This window comes from Streptomyces cyaneochromogenes, from assembly GCF_003963535.1.
Classification (GTDB): Bacteria; Actinomycetota; Actinomycetes; order Streptomycetales; family Streptomycetaceae; genus Streptomyces; species Streptomyces shaanxiensis.
Genome location: NZ_CP034539.1, coordinates 1,939,586 through 1,959,260 on the forward strand (window position 1 = coordinate 1,939,586; position 19,675 = coordinate 1,959,260).

The window sequence follows — 19,675 nt, forward strand, 5'->3', positions numbered from 1 at the left end:
CTCCGCCGCGTGGGCGCGACCAGCCACAACGGCCCCGCAGTTCCCCACCACCTGTTACGGCATCTTGTCTCCCAGCAGCGCCAGATTCTCGATAGCGGCGAGCCCGTACAGCGCCGTGTCGTTGGTGGACACCCAACTCGCCTCACTGCCCGGCACCAGAGAAGCCGGACCGCTCAGCTCCTCCGTCTTCCAGGGCGCGGACTCCTGGTAGCCGTCGGAGTTGTAGAACTTCTCCCACGCGCGCGTGGCGAGCTTCGCGTCACCCGTCTGGACGGCGGCGTACGCGTCGAGGCGCGAGTGGCCCTGGAAGAGCAGCAGCGAGCCGAAGTTGGAGCCGTAGCGCGCCGCCTGCTCGGCCTTCGTCGCGTTGAAGTAGCGGCAGTAGTCGAAGTACGCCTCGTTGAACTTCGGCATGTCGACGAGGTCGATGAGTTCGGCGCACAGTTCGTTGAGGCCGAAGACGGCCGAGAGGTGCGAGACACCGACCACGGGCTTGTCCGCGATGGCGAACTTGCCCGTGTCGAGGTCGTAGAGCCCGCTGCCCTGCACGAAGCCGTTGGGCTGGGCGGCGATCGTCTCCATCGTGGACAGCACGCGCGCGCGTGCCTTCTCCCACTTGGGCCCCTTGCGCTCCCACTCCGTCAGCCAGGCCGAGACGAGCCCGCTCCAGTCCGTGCCGAAGCCGATCGACAGCGCGTGCCGGTCGGGGGTGTACGGCTCGGTGCGGATCTTGCGGATCGGGTCCAGGACGAGGAAGGTCTCGTCGGAGTCGACGTTGGCGTGCATGAGGTCGCCTACGCGTTCGTCGGCGGTGAGGAAGTAGTAGTAACGGCGGTACGTGGTGTTGGCGATGCGCTGCTGCTTGGCGCTGTCGGCGTAGTGCTGCACGCCGTGCCGGGTGCCGAGACCGGCCCACTTCCCCAGGTGGTAGACGTCGACCTCGCCGGTGTGCCGGGTCATCGCCTCGGCGAACCGGAAGATGTCCGCGCGGCCGCTGCGCAGGTACGCGAACCACAGCCACAGGTCCGGGGAGAGCTCGGAGTTGTCCCAGGCGTAACCGCCGATGTCGTACCGCCACTGGTGCCGGACGGTGTCATAGGTGTGCATGATGTCGCCGTAGTCCCAGAAGCCGTACCAACGGCGCATCTCCACCTGGTCCTTGTAGTAGGTGAAGAGGAAGTCGAGGTGGTCCTCGATCTTCGCCTTGGCGGGCGTGGACCGGTCCGGCTCGGAGTAGAGCCCCGGGCCGAAGACCTGGGCCCTGATGAGCTGCCTGGGCGGGGCGGCGAGCTGCGGCAGCACCCGTACGGCCTCGACCTGGTGAGCCAGGGCCTGCGCCGGGGGCGTGGACTCGTTGGCCCAGAAGAGGAGTTCGGAGGTGCGGGCGATGCCGTACGGCGTGCCGAACTCCGGCTCGTAGTCCTCGTAGGTGATGTTGAGGCCTTCGAGCTGTTCGGGGTAGGTGTCCTGGCCCATGCCGTCGTGGTAGAAGCGCAGGTCCATGGGCTGCGCCTCCGGCGACCAGAGCCACATGGTGACCTCGGCCTCGTCGGTGTGGGCGTCGCGGATGTCGAGCTGGGCGGGGAACTTCTCCCAGAAGTCCCGCAGCCCGAAGGAGAGTCCGCCGCTGACGCCACCGACGTAACCGAACCCGCAGGCGCGCTTTCCACCACCGGCGCCGATCCAGCCGTGGCCCTTCTTGGTGCGCTTGCGCAGCGTGAAGCCGTCGGCGGACAGCTGGGAGAGCGTGTAGTCGCCCCACTCGGGGATGTACCGCAGCCGGGTCGTCACCCGCTGGTCCCACGTGGACGGGTCGGGCAGCTTCTCCCCCGCGAACTGCGCCGCCTGTACGGCCGCCCCCGGGTCGCGGCGCAGTCCGGTGATGCCCTTGACGGCCTCGCGGAGCATGCCGGTGCCCTCGCCGCCGATGCGGATGTGGCGGTCGTACGGCGCGTCGCGCATCGGCACGGTGAAGCGCACGCCGATACCGCGGATGAAGTCGCCGCTCGCCCTGCCCGGCTCCTGGGTGCCGTCGTACGTGATGGTGTGCACCATGCGGAAGGAGTCGGCGCCGGCGTAGAAGTAGAGGCGGATGGAGAACGGCAGCCGGCTCCGGCTGCCCTTGCGGTGCTTGCCGTCGATGCGGACCACGGCACGGACCGGCCCTTCCTGCTCGACGGTGACCTCGGAGATGGCTCCCTCGAAGCGCTCGGTCCTGACCGCGCCCTGGTCCTCGCCCTCGATCTCCGGCTGGCGGATGAGCACGAGCCGGCCGTTCTTGGCGATCTCGGTGGAACCGCGGGTGACCGACTTGATGAGCGTCGCGCCCGAGTTGCCGATCTTCGCCGTGATGACGCCCGTCGAGACGGTGATCGCTCCGCCGCTCTTGTCGACGGTGACCTTCTTGGCCGGGGCGGTGGCCTCCCCGGCGGTGAGGGTGAGCTTGCCGTTGCCCGAACTGACCGCGTGCGCCGTCCACTTGAGGGAGCCGTCCGGCCAGTACGCGAGCGGCCAGGACTGCACCGGCACGGCCTTGCCGTCGGCGTCCGTGAGCGCGAAGGTCTGGTCCTCCTGGTACGCCCCCTTCGGCCACGGCACACCCACGGTGGAGCCGGGCGCGGCACCGAGACCGCCGTCCTCCAGCCAGTCGAGGGTCACGGGGTCGGCATCGGCGTCGGCGGCTCTGGGCGCGGCCTGCGCGTCCTTGGCTCCTGGCGCCCAGCTGAAGTGCGCGGCGGCTCCGGCGACGGCGGCCGCCTTGAGGATGGACCTACGGGGGATGGGGGACATGACCTTTCCTTTCCGTGCGGAATGCTGGGAGTCAGGGGCATGACAGAGAGAGGTACGGCGCGGGGCGCCGACCTTGTTACGGGGGCACCGCCCGTCAGCGGTGCCGGTAGCGCGCCTCCACGGCGACGGCCGCCGCCGCGACGGCGCCCAGGACGGGGACCGCCAGCGGCGGGACGAACCAGGCGGACACCGCCACGACAGCCAGCCCGCAGACGACCAGGAAGGTCCCGGCGGGATCGAGCACGGTCCGCCGCCCGGCGTCCGCGAGCAACGCCCGCCAGGCCGCGCCCGGCGTCCAGACGGCGGCCGCCCGCAGCAGGGCCACGGCGGCCCCGATCAGTGCGAAGACGCCGACGGCGCCGACGAGCGGCCCGCCGGGCAGCCCGGCCCGCACGGCCAGGACGTCCACCCAGACCGCGACGGCCACCGCCCACCCGGCCAGCCCGACGATCCACCCGCCGCGCACAGCCGTACGGAAGTCCGCGACGAACTCCCACCGGCCACCGCCCTCGTGGGTCGTACGCCGCCGAAGGTGCCGTGCGCCGGCGGCGAAGGCGGCCGGGTAGGTGACGACCCCGAGGCAGGCCACGGCGATCCACACGCCGGTGAGCAGGCACTCGGCGAAGACCGCGAAGCGCTCGCCGAACAGGGACTCCTTGCGCCGGGGCTCCTTGCGCGAAGCGCGGGCCCGCACGCGTGCTTGCGCCATGGTGACCGCCTCAGCCCTTCAGTCCGGAGGTCGCCATACCGTCGATGAGATAGCGCTGGAAGGCCATGAAGAAGGCGATGACCGGCACCAGCGCCACCAGCGACATCGCGATCATGCTTCCGTAGTTGGAGATGCCCTCCTGGTCGCGGAACATCATCAGGCCGAGCGAGACGGTGTACTTGTCGGGAGTGTTGAGGTAGATCAACGGCCCCATGAAGTCGTTCCAGGCATTGATGAAGGTGAAGATCGCGCTGGTGATGAGCGCGGGCCGGCTCAGCGGCAGCGCGATCGACCAGTAGGTGCGCAGGTGCCCGCAGCCGTCGAGCTTGGCGGCCTCGTCCAGCTCGCGCGGCAGTCCACGCATGAACTGCACCATCAGGAACACGAAGAAGGCTTCCGTGGCCAGGAACTTTCCGGCGACGAGCGGCACCAGGGTGTCGGTGAGCTCCAGGTTGCGGAAGAGCACGTACTGCGGGATGAGCAGCACGTGGTACGGCAGCAGCAGCGTGCCGATCATCAACGTGAAGAGCAGGTTCCGCCCGGCGAACCGGATCTTGGCGAAGGCGTACGCGGTCAGCGAGCTGGACAGCACGACACCGACCACGGCGAGGACCGCGTACATCAGCGAGTTCCAGAAGAAGCTGCTGATGGAGATGCCGGAGATGCCGTCGGCGAGGCCGGAGAAGTTCGCCCAGACCGGCTTGGTGGGCAGCAGATCAAGGCTGGCGATGATGTCCTTGCTCGGCTTGAACGAGGCGCCCACCACCCAGATCACGGGATAGAGGACGACTGCCAGGAGGGCGAGCGCGCCCACGTGCCAGGCGATCGATCCGGTGCGCCGCCGTTCGTTCGCGGTGTGCAGGGCAGGGCTGGTGGCACTGGTCACTTGGCGGCCTCCTCGTAGTGCACCCACTTCTTCTGCGACCAGAACAGGACCGCCGTGACGAGCGCCACCGCGATCACCAGCGTCCAGGCCATCGCGGAGGCGAAGCCCATCTGGGCCTCCTTGAAACCCTTCTGGTAGAGGTAACAGGTGTAGACGAGCGTGGCGTCGGCGGGCCCGCACCGGGTGTCGGAGACGACGTAGGCGGAGCCGAACACCTGGAACGCGTGGATGGACTCCAGCAGCACGTTGAAGAAGAGCACCGGGGAGATCATCGGCAGTGTGATGTTCCAAAAGCGCCTGAGCGGACCGGCCCCGTCCACCTCGGCGGCCTCGTACAGCTCCTGCGGGACCTGCTTGAGGCCGGCCAGGAAGATGACCATGGGGGCGCCGAACTGCCAGATGCTCAGGGCCACCAGAGCGTAGATGACGTAGTCCGGGTTGCCGATCCAGCCGCCCACGTCGAGGCCGAAGATCTTCTGCGTACGGTCCACGATCGCGTCGTCCGAGAACAGCGCACGCCACACGAAGCCGACGGAGACGCTGGCGCCGATGAGCGAGGGCAAGTAGAACGCGGCCCGGTACAGGCCCTGTCCGCGCCGCTTCTGCGCGAGCAGCAGCGCGACACCGAGCGCGAGCAGCAGCTTCAGCGGTGTGGCCACGACGACGTACTTCAGCGTGACCTCGACCGACTTCTGCCAGCGCGGGTCCTGGAACATCGTCGTGAAGTTGTCCAGCCCCACCCACTGGGGCGGCGTGAACAGGTTGTAGCTGGTGAACGCGTAGTACAGCGACGCGATCATCGGCCCCGCCGTGAGCAGCAGGAACCCCGCGATCCACGGCGACATGAAGAGGTAGCCGGCGAGGTTCTCGCGGCGCCGCCCGCGCCGCCCGGCGGCGGGAGCGTCGGACCGCTTCCCGGCCGGGCGCGCGGGCGCTTCCTTGACGAGCGTCATGGTGGTACGTCCCCTCAGCCCGCGAACGCGGCCTTGGCCTCGCTGAACAGCGCCTTTGCGGCGTCGGCCGGCTTGGTCCTGCCCTGGGCGACCTCGCCGCCGATGCGCAGGAACGCCGCCTCGATGACGTCGGTGCCGGACGGGTGCGGGGTGATCTTCCCGAGCACTCCGGCCTTGGCGACCTCTTCCTCGTAGGCCGCGACGCCCTTGTTGTTGGCGTCGGCGGGCTTGAACGCGTCGTACTGCTCGGTGGTGGCGAGGATGCCGCGGTCGTAGCCCATGATCTTGCCGACCTCGGGGTCGTGGACCATGAAGGAGATGAACTGGGCGACTTCCTTGGGGTGCTTGGTTCCGGAGAAGGCGCTCATCATCAGCGAGCCGAGGTACTGGCCGGTCTGCTTGCCGTCCGTGGTGGGGATGGGCGCGAGCCCGTAGTCCGACTCGCCCTCGCCCTCGTAACGGATGGAGAAGTTGTCCCAGGTGAACTCGGACGCGGCGAGGCCGGCCGAGAGCCCGGACTTCGGCTTGACCTGCTCGATCTTCTTCGGGTCGGCGACCAGCCCGGACCGCACGCGCTTGTAGCCGTCCTCCCACCACTGCGTCAGATCGTCCTCGGTGAAGCCGAGATCGGTGTCCGTGAAGAAGGCCTTGCCGTTCTGACGGAGGTACAGGTCGTAGAGGTACATGATGCTGAAGTAGCCGGTGTCACCGGCGATCTTCAGCTTGTCCTGGATGGTCTGCAGCGCGTCGAAGTACTCGTCCCAGGTCCAGCCGAACTTCGCCTCGACGCCCGCCTTCTCGAAGGCCTTGAGGTCGATGACGAGCGCCATGGTGTTGGCGCCGACGGGAATGCCGATCTGCTTGCCGTCGACCTGACCGTTGGCCAGAACGCCGTTGCGGAAGTTCTCCAGGTCCAGGTTCCCCGCGTCGGCCTGCGACTTGAGATCCATCAGAACGCCGCGCTTGTCGTACTTACGCAGAAAGCCGACCGCATTCTGGAAAACGTCCGGCGGATTCCCGCCGGAGGCCTGGGTCTGGAACTTCTCCCAGAACGCCTCATAGTCCGTGAATTCAGGCTTGATCTTGATCTTCGGGTACTTCTTCTCGAAGAGCGCGATCGTCTTCTTGATGGCGATGGTGCGCGGCTCGCCGCCCCACCACGCGTAACGGAGCGTCACCGTCCCGTCGCCGGAACCGCTGTCACCACCGCACGCGGTGGTCGCTCCCAGCCCGAGCGCGGCCGCGGAGGCCCCGGCCGCCTTCAGGATCGTACGCCTCTCAACATTCCTGCTGGTTCCCATGGTTGGGCCCCCTCCCCGCAGCGTCATCGCCGCCTGCATGAATCGTTTCAAGTAAGCGCTTGCTGGCACAAGCTACGAGGGGCCTCGTGGTGCGTCAATGATTCGGACAGGAATTTCTTGCGTCACGGCGCGGCAAGTTGACGGCCCGTCGGGAACGACCCGGGCATCGGATCGCCCAACTGCGCAGGTGAGGCACGCGTGATCGACGGGCCGAACGTGAACTCGCCATCGGCGCACGCCTGTTGATCGGCAGGAACTCGCCTGCCCGGGCAAGGGCAGCGAAGGTGCGCAACAAGGGCCCGAGCGCGCTCCGAAGCGCATACGACTGCGGCGCCTGCACATACGACGGCGGCCCGCCTGCACTGTCGCAGGCGGGCCGCCGATCCGGGTGGGCGATACTGGGTTCGAACCAGTGACCTCTTCGGTGTGAACGAAGCGCTCTCCCACTGAGCTAATCGCCCGGACGCAGGAAGAACATTACCCCATGTCAGGGGGTGCGTGTGACCAGTGCGGACCTGGCCCGACCGACCCCCGCACCCCCCGCGCGGATCACTGGTCCTTGATCTTCCAGGGCATGACGATGCCGAACTTCCACAGGTAGATGCCGACGAGGACGCCCACGATCACGAGGCCGATCGTCGTCAGGATGATGTTGCGGCGGCGCACCTTCGGGTCGAGGGCCTTCTGGGCCGCCTCGGTGACCTTGCGCTTGGTCCAGCGCAGCACCAGCTGGGCCCAGACGAACTCGGTCGCCCAGATCGCCATGCCGCCGAAGATCACGACCCAGCCGGGCCCCGGCAGCGGCAGCATGATGATGCCGGCGACCACGACCGCCAGGCCGATGACGAAGACACCCACCTGCCAGCTCAGGTGCAGCGCACGGCGCGCCTTGATGAACTCCGGCGCTCTCGAGCCGAGCCCCTGCTCGCTGTCGCCCTTCACACCATCCACTTCGATCTTGTCGGCAGCCATGGCGACGTCGCCCGGCTCGTTACTCCCCGTATTCATACGGCCAAACCCTACCGGACCGAAACCAGTCACCGGAATGGTCGTACCTCGCGAACGGGTTCTCGGCCGGAAGAGTTACGTAAACACACGCAAAACACTCAGAGGGGTTTACAACGGCACCGTAGGTGGCATGTCGATTTCGCCGACGTGCGAATCCCCGAGCGCACACTGAGCGAAAGGCCCTGGCGCTTATGAACACCACGGTCAGCTGCGAGCTGCACCTGCGCCTCGTTGTGTCGAGCGAGTCATCCCTGCCTGTCCCCGCAGGCCTGCGGTACGACACGGCCGACCCCTACGCCGTGCACGCCACCTTCCACACCGGAGCCGAGGAGACCGTCGAGTGGGTGTTCGCCCGCGACCTCCTCGCGGAGGGCCTGCACCGGCCCACCGGAACCGGCGACGTCCGCGTCTGGCCGTCGCGCAGCCATGGCCAGGGCGTCGTCTGCATCGCCCTGAGCTCTCCGGAGGGCGAGGCGCTGCTCGAGGCCCCGGCACGGGCTCTGGAGTCCTTCCTGAAGCGGACGGATGCCGCTGTGCCTCCCGGCACGGAGCACCGGCATTTCGATCTCGATCAAGAGCTCTCGCACATCCTGGCGGAAAGCTAGGGCGAGGCTCCCGCAAGCCGCCCGGCGCCGTCGACTCGGGGTGACGGCTCGGGCCCAGACAACCGCATACGGCACGCAGCAGCGCCGTCTCCGCATCGCCGGAGGCGGCGCTGATGTGCGCCTGGGACAGGCCGGGGCGAGGGCGAGCCGGCGGGAACCGTCGGCGTCCCCACGGCGTTGTAATCGACGTCACAGCAAGGGCGGGGCCGGTGGGATCCCGGCGGATGCCACTACCATCGGCCAGCATCGGCGGGCGCCCGCCCGACCCCAGGCCAGGGAGCGAAACGTGCTGATCACCCATGACACCCGGTGTGCGCTCGATGCCGTGGTGGATCTGGTGAACACCGCGCCGGATGGCGACGGGACACCGGACGGGCTGCCTGACGTCGCAGCTCTCGAGAGTTTCGTACAAAAGCACGAAATCAGCGATGTCGGGGTCCTCTCGGAGTTCGATCTGTCGGCGGTACGCAAGGTGCGCGGGCGGTTCGCCGCGATCTTCGCGGAGCCGGATGCCCGGCGCGCGTCCGCGCTGATCAACGAGCTGGTGGCTGCCGCGGGCACCACCCCCCGCCTCACAGACCACGACGGCTACGACTGGCATGTGCACTACTTCGCCCCCGGCGCCTCGGTCGCCGACCACCTGGCTGCCGACTGCGGCATGGCGCTGGCGTTCTTCGTGGTGGCCGGGGAGCAGGAGCGGCTGCGGCGCTGCGAAGCACCGGACTGCCGGCACGCCTTCGTGGATCTGTCCCGCAACCGTTCGCGGCGGTACTGCGACAGCCGCACCTGCGGAAACCGTCTGCATGTGGCCGCCTACCGGGCGCGACGCAAGGAAGCGGCCGGCTGAGCGGCGATCGTCCGCCGGCCGACAGGGAACCTTCGTCGACGCGGACCCCGGCGGGTGGCGCCGGGGGCCGCGGGTACGGCTCAGAGCAGCAGCAGATCGTGCAGCGCAGCCATGAGCAGCAGACACCCGATCACCGCAAGGAAGATCATCAGCGGTGGCTGGGAAAGGGCGAAGAGGCACCCGCGAGGCTCGTCCTGAGGGGGCGCGGCCTCGCTTTGAGTCGTGTCCAGCATCTCGCGGCGATGATGACGCAGTTCCCCCGCACCGCGCGATCAACACGCCCGGAATGAGCGGGAGTTCGCCGAATTCCGCGATGTCCGGTTCGAGTCTTGATCGCTTACGGGCGGGCGGCGACCCACTGTGTCGTTTCAGTCCCGCCCGCTGAGGTCATATGCCGTGCTTCTTCAGGATGGCCTCGATGTCGCTGAAGTCGTCGCCGGCATCGGCCCGGGGTGCGGTCGCGGGCCGGCTCGCCTGACGGCTGCCCGGCCCCAGCGAGGGCGCCGAGGCCTGCGGCGCCACCGCCTCGCGCTGCCCGGCGGAGCGGGCCTCCTTGCGCTCCTTGCGGGTGCCGCCGCGGCGGCGCTCCACCGCGCGCGTGCTCGCGAACAGCAGCCAGGAGACACCGAGAACCCCGAAGCCGGCCCAGGCGGTCGGGCTGAAGGCGGTGTCCGCCAGCCACTCGACGACACCGGTCATCACCAGGCCGAGGGGCACCAGCGAGTACGCGGCCATGCGCGTGGCCGCGAGGAACCGCTTGCGGTACGCCGTGACCGCCGCGATGCCCAGGCCGGCCGCGGCGACGGCGGAACAGACGGTCTCGGCAATCATCCGGTCCTCCAGGCAGGCGGCGTCGAGGTCAGGGCACTTCGTCCCTTCCATCCTGCACCGCGGCAACCCCGCCCGGCCATGCCTGGGCCGGACATCAGGGACATCTCCGGGTCGTCTCCTCCGCAGGTGCCGGACGGAGTCGCACGCCCGGGGCCGACCGGGACCCGAGCCGGCCCGGACCGAGGCACCCGGCCGGATTCGGTCGTCCGCGCCGGGGCTGGGAGACTGGGGCCATGAGCGACTCCTCCCCCGCCCGCCCCACCGCCCCCGTCCTCGACGTCTGGTGCGAGCTGCAGTGCCCCGACTGCCGCACCGCCCTGGACGACCTCCGCGCCCTGCGCGCCCGTTACGGCGACCGGCTGGAGCTGCGGCTGCGGCACTTCCCGCTGGAGAAGCACAAGCACGCCTTCGCCGCGGCACAGGCCGCCGAGGAGGCGTTGGAGCAGGGGCAGGGCTGGGCGTACGTCGAGGCGGTGCTGAGCCGGGTCGAGGAGCTGGACCGCAGGGGGGAACCCTTCCTGGTCGAGGTGGCCGGGGAACTCGGCCTGGACGCCGGGGAGTTCGACACCGCGCTGATCGACGGCCGGCACATCCTGATCGTCGACGCCGACCAGGCCGAGGGCAAGGCGATCGGCGTGACCGGCACGCCGACGTATGTCATCGGCGGCGAGCGCCTCGACGGCGGCAAGAGCCAGGAGGGGCTGCGCGAGCGGATCGAGGAGATCGCCGACCGGCTGCTGGCCGACGGTGTCTGAACCTCAGAGCAGTCGCTTGTGCAGGTTGTAGTCGGTGGTCGCGTAGCCGAGTGACTCGTAGAGCCGCTCGGCCGGCGCGTTGCCCGCGAAGACGTGCAGGGCGATGCAGTCCTTCCCGCCGGCCACCGCCTGGGCCTCGGCGAGCAGCATGAGCGCCCGTCCGTGGCCCCGGCCGCGGTACCGGGCGTCGGTCTCGGCACTGAGGACGTACGCGGTGTCGGGCCAGAGCGCCAGCCAGAGGACACCGACCGGCGCCTCCTCGTGCTCCAGCACGCTGATCAGGGTGTTCTCGGTGGCCAGGCCGTTCGGCAGGTGCCTTGCGTGCCCCTGGTCCGCCCTGGCGTACGCCTTGTCGACGGGCACCCCCCGTTCGATCAGGCTGTGGGCGAACCCCTCGCGTTCGTGTACCAGCCACGGGCCGTACTCGGCCTCGGTCATCGGCCGGGCGGTGGTGCCGGCGGGCAGTCCGGGCGGGGACGGTTCCAGTGGCTTGGACATGTTCCGGCTGCGCAGGACGTACCCGAGCGCCGTGGCGAGCCGCAGCGCGGTCTCGGCGTCGCCGGGCACGCGCGCGTCGATGCTCTTGCAGCCCCAGCTCCGTGCGATCTCCTCGGCGGCGAGCACCGCCACCGTGCCGCGTCCCCGCCTGCGGTCCGGCTCCTCGATGTGCAGGTCGGTGACACAGGCCACGGACGGGCCGGCAGGGCCCGTGGAGAGGCGGATCCCGCCCACGGGACGGCTGTTCACACACACCTGGTAGCGGCGTGACTGCGTCCCGTCGGCGTTGCGCTGAAGCGGCTCGGTCGGCCGCAGGGTCGTGGTCATCAGGGGTGTTCTACCCACCGGACCGCCCCGCGGCAGCCCAATTCTCCCCGCCCTTACGGATCCAGGTCGTCCCCGGACCGCTCGGCGAAGATCCGCATGGCCTTGGCGGTCACCGGGCCCGGCGTGCCCGGCAGTTCGCGGTCGTCGACGCGGTGCACGGCCTGGACGTCACGCAGGGTGGAGGTGAGGAAGACCTCGTCGGCCCGCTCCAGCACGTCCAGCGGCAGGTCGCTCTCCTTGGCGCCGGTCCACTCGACCGTCAACGCGCGCGTGATGCCCGCGAGACAGCCCGAGGCGACCGGCGGGGTGTGGATCTCGCCGTCCAGGACGACGAAGACGTTCGACCCGGTGCCCTCACAGAGCTGCCCGACCGTGTTGCCGAACAGGGCCTCGGTGGCGCCGTGTTGGTGGGCGCGGGCGAGGGCGACGACGTTCTCGGCGTACGAGGTGGTCTTCAGGCCGGTGAGCGCACCGCGCTCGTTGCGGGTCCAGGGGACCGTGATCACGGCCGTGGAGTCGGGCCGGCGGAGGGTCTCGCCGAGGGCGACGACCAGGGTCGGGCCGTGCTCGCCGCGGTCGGAGCCGAGGGGGCCGTGGCCGCCGGTGTAGGTGATGCGCAGCCGGCCGAGCGGCATCGGGTTGGCCTCCAGCACGGCGGCGCAGGCGCGGCGGACCTCGTCGTGGTCCGGCTCGGGCAGGCCGAGACCGCGCGCCGAGCGCGTCAGCCGGTCGAGGTGCCGGGTCAGCGCGAACGGACGGCCGTCCACCGCCTTCACCGTCTCGAAGATGCCGTCGCCCACGGTCAGCCCGTGGTCGAAGACGGACACGCGGGCGGACTCGATGTCCTGCAGCCCGCCGTCGAGCCAAAGCTTCACTGGTCTCCTCGCAAGTCCGCACCGGGGGCGTCGAGCCGACCGGAGCCCTGGAGGGTGTCCTCCGGCCCCGCGAAGCTCGCGCCCGCTCCCTCTCCACTCACCGCGTACGCCCCCGACGCTACCGCGAGCAGCCGGGCCGCCTTCAGCTCGGTCTCCCGCCACTCCCCCTCGGGGTCCGACCCCCAGGTGATCCCCGCCCCGGTCCCGAACCGCAGCACACCCTCGGCCCGGTCGAGCCAGAAGGTACGTATCCCCACGGCCAGCTCGCCGACGCCCCGGTCGGCGTCGACCCAGCCGATGCCGCCGCAGTACGGCCCGCGGGGCGCCGTCTCCAGCGCGTCGATGATCCGCAGGGCACTCGACTTGGGCGCACCGGTGACCGAGCCGGGCGGGAAGGCGGCGTCGAGCAGCTCGGGCCAGCCGGCGCCCTCGCGCAGCTCGCCGCGGACGGTGGACACCAGATGGACGAGGCCCGGGTGCTTCTCGACGGCACACAGGTCGGGGACGGTCACGGTCCCGGTGGCGCACACGCGGCCGATGTCGTTGCGCACCAGGTCCACGATCATCACGTTCTCGGCGTAGTCCTTCTCCAGCAGGTCCGCCTCGGTACGCCCGGTGCCCTTGATCGGCCCGGACTCGACGACACGCCCGTCGCGCCGCAGGAAGAGTTCGGGAGACGCGGTGGCGATCTCGACCCCGTGCTCCGGCAGCCGGATCGTTCCTGCGTACGGCGCCGGATTGCCTCGGGCCAACAGGGCGGTGAGGGAGTCCACATCGGCGTCCGGACCGATCGGCGCTGTCAGCACCCGGCACAGATTCGCCTGATAGACCTCCCCGGCCGCGATGTGCTCACGGATGCGCCGTACGCCCGCCGTGTACGCGGCGCGGTCGAGCGAGGACGTCCAGTCACCGGTCCCCGGCCCCCGCCACTCCCCCGGCACCGGGGCGGGTACGGGCTCCGCGCGTACGTCCCGGAAGCGGGCGCAGGTCAGTCCGCCCTCGAAGTCGGCGCAGACTGCCCAGAAACCGCTGGAGTCCAGGGCCGCGGGGTCGCTGGTGACATCGAGGAGGCCGGTGGCGACGCGGGCGCCGAAGCGGGCGAGGGGAGCGAGGTCGAGCACGCAGTCGAGTCTATGGCCGGTGTCGTGCGGGTGACCTGGCCATGTCCCTTCGGGGAGCGTCCCGGGGTCCCTGAGCAGGCGCAGCGCAGCACGCTGCACAAACGCGTTTTTGTACTGGCCCCGGAATCCGCTAGAGTTCAACACGTCGCCGGGCCGCGGGAGCGGAACGAAACGACAAGCGGACGTAGCTCAGTTGGTAGAGCGCAACCTTGCCAAGGTTGAGGTCGCGAGTTCGAGCCTCGTCGTCCGCTCGAAGGAACAAGGGGATCTTCCCGAACCCCTACACTCCTGGTGGAGTGGCCGAGAGGCGAGGCAACGGCCTGCAAAGCCGTCTACACGGGTTCAAATCCCGTCTCCACCTCCAAGGACGATTAGCTCAGCGGGAGAGCGCTTCCCTGACACGGAAGAGGTCACTGGTTCAATCCCAGTATCGTCCACTGGATCTTCGGATCCCCCGCGCGATTAGCTCAGCGGGAGAGCGCTTCCCTGACACGGAAGAGGTCACTGGTTCAATCCCAGTATCGCGCACGCAGTAGCCCGTGATCCTCGGATCGATCGTCGATCACGGTCCCGAGGACGATTAGCTCAGCGGGAGAGCGCTTCCCTGACACGGAAGAGGTCACTGGTTCAATCCCAGTATCGTCCACACACCGAAGCCCCCGGTCCTGTGACCGGGGGCTTCTTCGTGGTGCGGCTCAGCTGGAGAACAGCATGTGGCCGAAGCTCTTGTGCCGCTTGTGGCCGTAGTGACCGCCGTGGCCGTGGTGCCCGCCGTGCGGCGCGCCCCAGGCCGGGGCCTGCGGGGCGGCGGCCGGGTAGGCCTGCGGCGCGGCCGGGGGCGGCGGGGCCGGCTGGGACCACTGGGACTCCAGGCGGGTCAGGGACTCCAGCTCGCCGTAGTCGAGGAAGATCCCGCGGCAGCCGCTGCACTGCTCAATCTGAACGCCGTTGCGGTTGTAGGTGTGCATCGGCGCATGGCACTTCGGACACTGCATGGTCGGCTCAACTCCTCGCCGGTCGGTCCTGCTTCGCGTATCGCCAGGACAGACTCTGTCCGGCTGCGGTCGGTTGCACCCTACTTTGCGTGTCCATGGGTCAACTCAGGGGGGACGGACGCCATTCGGTCACAGGCGTCGACGAGGGACTGCTCGACCTCGTCGAGGAATCGGCCCTCTGCCAGGGCTTTCGTGATCGCCCGGGCTGCGGTCTGCACGGTCAGGGCACGGGCGGGAACGTCCAGTGCGGGCCAGGGGTCGCCCTCGGCGGGGACGGCTGTGCCGCCGGCGGCGCGGTAGGCGGTCAGGAACCGGGTCCATTCCTCGGGGGACAGCAGCCCGCACGCGTACCAGGCGGCGGGTCGCGCGAGATCCCAGGCGGGCACGCCTACGCCGAGGTCGTCGACGTCGATGAGCAGCCAAGGGCCGTCCGGGGCCGGGTGTCGGACGAGTTGGCCGAGGTGGAGGTCGCCGTGGCAGAGGGTGGTGCTGTCGGGCTGGGGGGCCTCGGCGCGGGACCAGGCGGGGAGGGTGTCCCAGGCGCGGAGGACGGATGGGGTGGCGGTGGTCGGTTCTGTGGCGGCGGGGCGTTCTGTGGCGGTCGTCCGATCCGTGGCGGCGGGCCGTTCCGTGGTGGTCGTCCGTTCCGTGGCGGCGGGCCGTTCTGGGGCAGTGCGTTCTGCGGCGGTGACGGCGCGGAGGCGGGATATCGCCCGGGCGGCTTTGGCGGGGCCGCGCATGGGGGGCAGCGCGGCGGGTGCGGGGGCGCGGTGGAGGCGGGCGAGCAGGGTGGCGGCTGCTTCCCACGGGGCCGCGTCGGGGTCTGCCGGGTCCACCGGGGTGCCGTACGGCCAGAAGGTCACGAGTCTGCCGTGCAGGTCGACGGGCGTGGGGGTGAGCGGGGGCAGGAGGAGGTCGGGGAGGTGGGCGGCGGTGGTGAGGCGGGGGGTCAGGTCGGTGGGGGTGAGGTCCGGGGCGTGGGCCTTGGCGACCGTGTCGGCGTGGCGGACGACGGTGGCGTCGGGGCGGTCGGCGAGCGTGACGGGTGCTCCGCAGGGACAGGTGGTTGTGCGTGAGTGGGCGGCGGCCTCGGCCTGTGCGGTGAGGGCGGGGAGGAGGGGGTTGGGGGTCACTGGGGTCCCTTGGGTGCGGATGCGTTGGGGGGAGGGTACGTGGCGGGGGCGGCAGAGGTGTGTTTTCTCGCCCCCGCCGCCCCTACCCGTCCCGTCCTCCAGGGGCTCCGCCCCTTCGACCCCGGTTGCTTTCTGGGGGCTGCCGCCCCCAGACCCCCGCTTCGGCCCTGAACGGGCCTCGTCCTCAAACGCCGGACGGGCTGACATGCCGGGACCGGCGCCGAGAAGTCACCCTTGCCCACATCACGCCCCCTGCGGGTGGGCGGGGGATCGGGACGGTGGGGACCTCCTCCTCGAACACCCGGCGGGCTGCCGTCGGCACCCCCGTACAAAAGCAATGCCGGCGCAGCTCCCCAGCTGCGCCGGCATTTTTGCCGTCCGCCGCACCCCCGTCCCCACGGGGTTTCATGGGTGGATGTCCCCGCCCGGACCGCTCTTCCGGGCCTGGGGTCGCCGCTCAGCGCCCCAGCATCACGCCCACGGACGACGCCTGTGTGGCCACTGCCTCCCAGCCGTCGAAGACGACCAGGAGCAGGACCGCCAGGGGAAGGGCCATGAGCGTCGCCACCAGGGGGTGGCGGCGGCCCTGACGGCGGGGGCGCAGCATGGTGCGCTCCTGCATGCGGAGCAGTGTCCGCGGTGCCGTCTGGGCCATGGTCCCTCTCCTGACCTGTGTCAGTTGTCGTTGGCAGCGGCGGGTGTCTGACCTCGGGGGACGAGTGCTGCACCCGCCGCTTGACCTCAAATCTAGGCGTCCGACCACCCCCGGCACGTCATGCCCTCGTACCGATTGCCGGGCCTCCCGGAGGATGAGCCACGACGCGCGGAGTACTCCCCTGGGTGGAGACGAGGTCCTAGGTCTCGGGGTCTTCCCGGAGGGGATGTCCGGCGTGCCCTGCTTTCTCCGGGCCTCGCTCCGGGCCCTACGCCGGGTCCTTCTCGGAGCTGTCCTCGCGTGGCACCGGCTGTTCGACCAGCGCCAGGACCCGGTTCGCCATGAAGCGGGCCGTACGCACGACCGACCCGTTCCTGGTGACTTCGCTCACTTCCACGACACCTCTGCGCACCGCCGTCTCCACCCGGCGGCCGGCCCTGCTCGCCACCACCTCGTATGTGCGCGTCGTGTCCCCTGCGTCCACGACTATCTCCACGCGATCACCCTTCACGGGCTCAATCCCCCTTCTGCGACGGCTGGTTGGGGGCAGGGCAGGGCGTAAGTAGCCCTGCTCAACCGCCCCCTGACCACCCTTCAAGTCTCCCACCCACCACTGACAATCCATCGCCCCGAGAGGGCGCGGCCTCTGCGCACGGCGGCCCGTGGAAACGTAAGCTGTGGCTCGTCAGACGGACCGGGCAGCGGGGATGAACATGGCGATGATGCGCCTGAGGCGCGAGGACCCGCGCGTCGTCGGCTCGTTCAGGCTTCACAGACGCCTCGGCGCGGGTGGCATGGGCGTCGTCTACCTGGGCTCCGACAAGAAGGGGCAGCGGGTCGCGCTGAAGGTGATCCGGCCCGACCTGGCGGAGGATCAGGAGTTCCGCTCGCGGTTCGCGCGTGAGGTCTCGGCGGCACGGCGGATTCGCGGCGGCTGCACGGCCCGGCTCGTGGCCGCCGACCTCGAGGCCGAGCGCCCCTGGTTCGCCACGCAGTACGTGCCCGGCCCCTCCCTGCACGACAAGGTCGCCGACGCGGGCGGGCTCGGCGCGGCCGAGGTCGCCGCCATCGGTGCCGCCCTGTCCGAGGGACTGGTCGCCGTGCACGAGGCCGGGGTCGTCCACCGGGATCTCAAGCCCTCCAACATCCTGCTGTCCCCCAAGGGCCCCCGGATCATCGACTTCGGCATCGCCTGGGCGACGGGCGCCTCGACGCTCACCCATGTCGGCACCGCGGTCGGCTCGCCCGGCTTCCTCGCCCCGGAGCAGGTGCGCGGCGCCGCCGTCACACCGGCTACGGACGTCTTCTCTCTCGGCGCCACGCTCGCGTACGCCTCTATGGCCGACTCTCCCTTCGGGCACGGCAGTTCCGAGGTGATGCTGTACCGCGTCGTGCACGAGGAGCCGCAGCTGCACGGCGTGCCCGACGCCCTGGCTCCACTCGTACGGGCGTGTCTGGCGAAGGACCCGGAGGAGCGGCCCAGCACGCTCCAGCTGTCGCTGCGCCTCAAGGAGATCGCCGCCCGGGAGGCACAGGGCTTCTCCGACGTACGGCCGCCCGCGCCCCGCTCCGCCGAGGGGGACCGTCCGACCGGGCGGCTCGCCGACACCTACCCGGAGCAGCAGCGCGCCCAGCGACGCACGCAGGGCGCTCCCCCGCCCCGCGGCACCGGCCTGCCGCGCGGCAACGGCGTCCCGCGGGTGCCCGGCCCCGCGCGTGACGCGGGCGCGTCGAGGGGTGGCAGTGTCCCGCAGGGCGGTACGGCGTCGTCCCGGTCCGGTGCCCGGCCGGTGCCCTCCGCACGGAACGCCCCGCGCTCCGGCAACGGCAACGGCACCCGGCCCGCCCAGCGCAGCGGCACCGGCCGTCCGGCGCCCCGGAACACGGGGACCGGGCGGCGGCCCGCCAACCCGCAGCTGCTGCGGCAGCGGCTGTTCGTGTTCGTCGTGGTGACGCTGCTCGTCGCGCTCGGCATCGCCGCCGCGCAGGGCTGCCAGGGCCCGCAGCGGGGGCTCGGGGACGACGGGGACGTCGTACGGCAGGAGAACATGGATCCCGGCTACCGGCCGTTGGACGGAGACGAGATGTCCGATCGGTACGAGACCACGTTCGACATCTCCGATTAGCCGGGCCGCGCGGGCGTCACAGGCCGGGCAGGATCCGTTCGAAGAACTCCCGGTCACCGTCGAAGACCGGGTCCAGGGCCAGGAATTCCTCCGGTGTGACCCAGCGGGCCTCACCGACCTCGTCAGGGTCGGGGACCACGTCGCCGGTGTCAGCCCGTGCCGTCCACCAGTGGAGCCGGAAGCGGCCGTCGTCGGTCTCGGACTCCCAGACCTTCGCCAGGGGTACGACGGTGAGGCCGACCTCCTCGCGGACCTCCCGGACGACCGCCTCCCGCTGGGTCTCCCCCGGCTCGACCTTGCCGCTGAGGGGCTGCCAGTAGCCGGGGCGTGCGACGGCGGGGCCGCGGCGGATGGCGAGAACGTGGTCGGTGCCGCGGAGCAGGACCGCGACGATCGCCTCGCGCTGTGCCATCGCCGTACGGCCTAGATCTGGGGGCGGCCCGTGGCCACCGCGTAGAAGGCGACCGCGGCCGCCGCGCCGACGTTGAGGGAGTCGACGCCGTGGGCCATGGGGATGCGGACCCATTCGTCGGCTGCGACCAGGGCCTGCGTGGACAGGCCGTCGCCCTCGGCGCCGAGCATGAGGGCCACCCGGTCCATGCGGTGCGGGGCGGCCTCGTCGAGGGTCTTGGCCTTCTCGTCGGGAGTGAGGGCGAGGAGGGTGAAGCCCGCCTCGCGGACCGATTCCAGGCCCCTGGGCCAGGTGTCCAGGCGGGCGTACGGCACCGAGAAGACCGCGCCCATGGAGACCTTGACGCTGCGGCGGTAGAGGGGGTCTGCGCAGTCCGGGGAGAGCAGGACCGCGTCCATGCCGAGGGCGGCGGCCGAGCGGAATATGGCGCCGATGTTGGTGTGGTCGTTGACCGACTCCATGACCACCACCCGGCGGGCGCTCTGGAGCAGTTCGGTGGCGGTCGGGAGCGGCTTGCGCTGCATGGAGGCGAGCGCGCCGCGGTGCACGTGATAGCCGGTGACCTGCTCGGCGAGCTCCGGGCTGACCGCGTAGACCGGGGCCGGGAGCTCGTCGATGACGTCGCGCATGACGTCGACCCACTTGGCCGAGAGCAGCATCGACCGCATCTCGTAGCCGGCTTCCTTGGCCCGTCTGATGACCTTCTCGCCCTCGGCGATGAAGAGGCCCTCGGCCGGCTCGCGCTTGCGGCGCAGTTCGACGTCGGTCAGGCCTGTGTAGTCGGTCAGGCGCGGGTCGTCGGGGTCATCGACGGTGATGAGATCGGCCACAGGGTGATACTGCCTTGT

The 19,675-nt window shown here is 70.4% G+C and carries 21 protein-coding genes and 6 tRNA genes; 9 read left to right on the top strand and 18 right to left on the bottom strand.

Annotation, left to right across the window (positions count from 1 at the left end; translation table 11 throughout):
• Window positions 1-54: 54 nt before the first annotated feature.
• From EJ357_RS08470 to EJ357_RS08500, 7 genes are all read right to left on the bottom strand, one after another.
• Complete coding sequence (locus EJ357_RS08470; RefSeq protein ID WP_126390198.1) at window positions 55-2,790, bottom strand: exo-rhamnogalacturonan lyase family protein; 2,736 nt, start codon at window positions 2,788-2,790, stop codon at window positions 55-57.
• Window positions 2,791-2,884: 94 nt separating this feature from the next.
• Window positions 2,885-3,499: a hypothetical protein gene (locus tag EJ357_RS08475; protein ID WP_126390200.1), complete on the bottom strand. Its 615-nt coding sequence runs from the start codon at window positions 3,497-3,499 to the stop codon at window positions 2,885-2,887.
• Between the two features lie 10 nt (window positions 3,500-3,509).
• Window positions 3,510-4,385 (bottom strand): carbohydrate ABC transporter permease, encoded by an 876-nt coding sequence (locus EJ357_RS08480; RefSeq protein WP_126390202.1) that lies wholly within the window; start codon window positions 4,383-4,385, stop codon window positions 3,510-3,512.
• The gene (locus EJ357_RS08485) at window positions 4,382-5,338 is read right to left on the bottom strand and encodes a carbohydrate ABC transporter permease (RefSeq protein WP_126390204.1); all 957 of its coding nucleotides are present in this window, start codon (window positions 5,336-5,338) and stop codon (window positions 4,382-4,384) included. The genes EJ357_RS08480 and EJ357_RS08485 overlap by 4 nt, the downstream gene beginning before the upstream one ends.
• Window positions 5,339-5,352: 14 nt before the next feature.
• A complete protein-coding gene (locus EJ357_RS08490; protein ID WP_126390206.1) occupies window positions 5,353-6,639 on the bottom strand; it encodes an ABC transporter substrate-binding protein in 1,287 nt (428 codons plus the stop codon).
• A gap of 389 nt (window positions 6,640-7,028) precedes the next feature.
• Window positions 7,029-7,100, bottom strand: a tRNA-Val gene (locus tag EJ357_RS08495).
• A gap of 88 nt (window positions 7,101-7,188) precedes the next feature.
• Window positions 7,189-7,647, bottom strand: coding sequence for a TIGR02611 family protein (locus EJ357_RS08500; protein WP_126390208.1), 459 nt, complete (start codon window positions 7,645-7,647; stop codon window positions 7,189-7,191).
• 191 nt (window positions 7,648-7,838) lie between these two features.
• Between EJ357_RS08500 and EJ357_RS08505 the strand changes: the two genes are divergently transcribed.
• Both EJ357_RS08505 and EJ357_RS08510 read left to right on the top strand, forming a co-directional pair.
• Entirely contained in the window at window positions 7,839-8,252 is a 414-nt protein-coding gene (locus EJ357_RS08505; RefSeq protein ID WP_004002642.1) for an SsgA family sporulation/cell division regulator, read from the top strand.
• 286 nt (window positions 8,253-8,538) lie between these two features.
• Window positions 8,539-9,099: a CGNR zinc finger domain-containing protein gene (locus EJ357_RS08510; RefSeq protein WP_126390210.1), complete on the top strand. Its 561-nt coding sequence runs from the start codon at window positions 8,539-8,541 to the stop codon at window positions 9,097-9,099.
• A gap of 80 nt (window positions 9,100-9,179) precedes the next feature.
• Here EJ357_RS08510 and EJ357_RS48190 read toward each other — a convergent pair whose 3' ends face one another.
• A complete protein-coding gene (locus tag EJ357_RS48190) occupies window positions 9,180-9,332 on the bottom strand; it encodes a hypothetical protein (protein ID WP_004002639.1) in 153 nt (50 codons plus the stop codon).
• A gap of 154 nt (window positions 9,333-9,486) precedes the next feature.
• On the bottom strand, window positions 9,487-9,930 hold the full coding sequence (locus EJ357_RS08515; protein ID WP_126399303.1) for a hypothetical protein: 444 nt from the start codon (window positions 9,928-9,930) through the stop codon (window positions 9,487-9,489).
• 233 nt (window positions 9,931-10,163) lie between these two features.
• On the opposite strand from EJ357_RS08515, the gene EJ357_RS08520 reads away from it, so the two are divergent.
• Window positions 10,164-10,685, top strand: coding sequence for a DsbA family protein (locus EJ357_RS08520; RefSeq protein WP_126390212.1), 522 nt, complete (start codon window positions 10,164-10,166; stop codon window positions 10,683-10,685).
• 3 nt (window positions 10,686-10,688) lie between these two features.
• Here EJ357_RS08520 and EJ357_RS08525 read toward each other — a convergent pair whose 3' ends face one another.
• Genes EJ357_RS08525 through EJ357_RS08535 form a run of 3 tightly spaced genes read right to left on the bottom strand, consistent with a single transcriptional unit; the run spans window position 10,689 to window position 13,506 of the window.
• Window positions 10,689-11,510, bottom strand: coding sequence for a GNAT family N-acetyltransferase (locus EJ357_RS08525; protein ID WP_126390213.1), 822 nt, complete (start codon window positions 11,508-11,510; stop codon window positions 10,689-10,691).
• Window positions 11,511-11,563: 53 nt separating this feature from the next.
• Entirely contained in the window at window positions 11,564-12,385 is an 822-nt protein-coding gene (locus EJ357_RS08530) for an aminotransferase class IV (protein WP_126390215.1), read from the bottom strand.
• Entirely contained in the window at window positions 12,382-13,506 is a 1,125-nt protein-coding gene (locus tag EJ357_RS08535; RefSeq protein ID WP_126390217.1) for a chorismate-binding protein, read from the bottom strand. The genes EJ357_RS08530 and EJ357_RS08535 overlap by 4 nt, the downstream gene beginning before the upstream one ends.
• Window positions 13,507-13,684: 178 nt before the next feature.
• Between EJ357_RS08535 and EJ357_RS08540 the strand changes: the two genes are divergently transcribed.
• The 5 genes from EJ357_RS08540 (at window position 13,685) to EJ357_RS08560 (ending at window position 14,152) form a co-directional block, all read left to right on the top strand.
• Window positions 13,685-13,757 (top strand) — tRNA-Gly (locus tag EJ357_RS08540).
• A 39-nt stretch (window positions 13,758-13,796) separates the two neighbouring features.
• Window positions 13,797-13,870, top strand: a tRNA-Cys gene (locus tag EJ357_RS08545).
• A gap of 1 nt (window position 13,871) precedes the next feature.
• Window positions 13,872-13,943, top strand: a tRNA-Val gene (locus EJ357_RS08550).
• 19 nt (window positions 13,944-13,962) lie between these two features.
• A tRNA-Val gene (locus EJ357_RS08555) sits at window positions 13,963-14,034 on the top strand.
• Window positions 14,035-14,080: 46 nt separating this feature from the next.
• Window positions 14,081-14,152 (top strand) — tRNA-Val (locus EJ357_RS08560).
• Between the two features lie 49 nt (window positions 14,153-14,201).
• Here EJ357_RS08560 and EJ357_RS08565 read toward each other — a convergent pair.
• The 4 genes from EJ357_RS08565 to EJ357_RS08580 form a co-directional block, all read right to left on the bottom strand.
• Complete coding sequence (locus tag EJ357_RS08565; protein ID WP_126390220.1) at window positions 14,202-14,501, bottom strand: TFIIB-type zinc ribbon-containing protein; 300 nt, start codon at window positions 14,499-14,501, stop codon at window positions 14,202-14,204.
• 80 nt (window positions 14,502-14,581) lie between these two features.
• A complete protein-coding gene (locus EJ357_RS08570) occupies window positions 14,582-15,634 on the bottom strand; it encodes a phosphotransferase (protein WP_126390222.1) in 1,053 nt (350 codons plus the stop codon).
• A gap of 457 nt (window positions 15,635-16,091) precedes the next feature.
• Window positions 16,092-16,289: a hypothetical protein gene (locus EJ357_RS08575; protein ID WP_126390224.1), complete on the bottom strand. Its 198-nt coding sequence runs from the start codon at window positions 16,287-16,289 to the stop codon at window positions 16,092-16,094.
• A gap of 268 nt (window positions 16,290-16,557) precedes the next feature.
• Entirely contained in the window at window positions 16,558-16,800 is a 243-nt protein-coding gene (locus tag EJ357_RS08580; RefSeq protein WP_126390226.1) for a hypothetical protein, read from the bottom strand.
• A 196-nt stretch (window positions 16,801-16,996) separates the two neighbouring features.
• Here EJ357_RS08580 and EJ357_RS08585 point away from each other — a divergent pair, with 196 nt between their 5' ends.
• Window positions 16,997-18,415 (top strand): serine/threonine-protein kinase, encoded by a 1,419-nt coding sequence (locus EJ357_RS08585; RefSeq protein WP_175647804.1) that lies wholly within the window; start codon window positions 16,997-16,999, stop codon window positions 18,413-18,415.
• Between the two features lie 16 nt (window positions 18,416-18,431).
• Here the strand turns inward: EJ357_RS08585 and EJ357_RS08590 are convergent, their stop codons facing one another.
• Together EJ357_RS08590 and EJ357_RS08595 are read right to left on the bottom strand one after the other, a co-directional pair.
• The gene (locus EJ357_RS08590; protein ID WP_126390230.1) at window positions 18,432-18,827 is read right to left on the bottom strand and encodes an NUDIX domain-containing protein; all 396 of its coding nucleotides are present in this window, start codon (window positions 18,825-18,827) and stop codon (window positions 18,432-18,434) included.
• An 11-nt stretch (window positions 18,828-18,838) separates the two neighbouring features.
• Entirely contained in the window at window positions 18,839-19,657 is an 819-nt protein-coding gene (locus tag EJ357_RS08595) for a TrmH family RNA methyltransferase (RefSeq protein ID WP_126390232.1), read from the bottom strand.
• Window positions 19,658-19,675 lie beyond the last annotated feature (18 nt).

Bases quoted from the DNA above. Each gene is read 5' to 3' on its own strand.
- EJ357_RS08515 (WP_126399303.1), bottom strand. From the start codon at position 9,930: ATGATTGCCGAGACCGTCTGTTCCGCCGTCGCCGCGGCCGGCCTGGGC.
- EJ357_RS08490 (WP_126390206.1), bottom strand. From the start codon at position 6,639: ATGGGAACCAGCAGGAATGTTGAGAGGCGTACGATCCTGAAGGCGGCC.
- EJ357_RS08500 (WP_126390208.1), bottom strand. From the start codon at position 7,647: ATGAATACGGGGAGTAACGAGCCGGGCGACGTCGCCATGGCTGCCGAC.
- EJ357_RS08520 (WP_126390212.1), top strand. From the start codon at position 10,164: ATGAGCGACTCCTCCCCCGCCCGCCCCACCGCCCCCGTCCTCGACGTC.
- EJ357_RS48190 (WP_004002639.1), bottom strand. From the start codon at position 9,332: ATGCTGGACACGACTCAAAGCGAGGCCGCGCCCCCTCAGGACGAGCCT.
- EJ357_RS08575 (WP_126390224.1), bottom strand. From the start codon at position 16,289: ATGGCCCAGACGGCACCGCGGACACTGCTCCGCATGCAGGAGCGCACC.
- EJ357_RS08475 (WP_126390200.1), bottom strand. From the start codon at position 3,499: ATGGCGCAAGCACGCGTGCGGGCCCGCGCTTCGCGCAAGGAGCCCCGG.
- EJ357_RS08525 (WP_126390213.1), bottom strand. From the start codon at position 11,510: ATGACCACGACCCTGCGGCCGACCGAGCCGCTTCAGCGCAACGCCGAC.
- EJ357_RS08470 (WP_126390198.1), bottom strand. From the start codon at position 2,790: ATGTCCCCCATCCCCCGTAGGTCCATCCTCAAGGCGGCCGCCGTCGCC.
- EJ357_RS08590 (WP_126390230.1), bottom strand. From the start codon at position 18,827: ATGGCACAGCGCGAGGCGATCGTCGCGGTCCTGCTCCGCGGCACCGAC.
- EJ357_RS08585 (WP_175647804.1), top strand. From the start codon at position 16,997: ATGAACATGGCGATGATGCGCCTGAGGCGCGAGGACCCGCGCGTCGTC.
- EJ357_RS08505 (WP_004002642.1), top strand. From the start codon at position 7,839: ATGAACACCACGGTCAGCTGCGAGCTGCACCTGCGCCTCGTTGTGTCG.
- EJ357_RS08565 (WP_126390220.1), bottom strand. From the start codon at position 14,501: ATGCAGTGTCCGAAGTGCCATGCGCCGATGCACACCTACAACCGCAAC.
- EJ357_RS08485 (WP_126390204.1), bottom strand. From the start codon at position 5,338: ATGACGCTCGTCAAGGAAGCGCCCGCGCGCCCGGCCGGGAAGCGGTCC.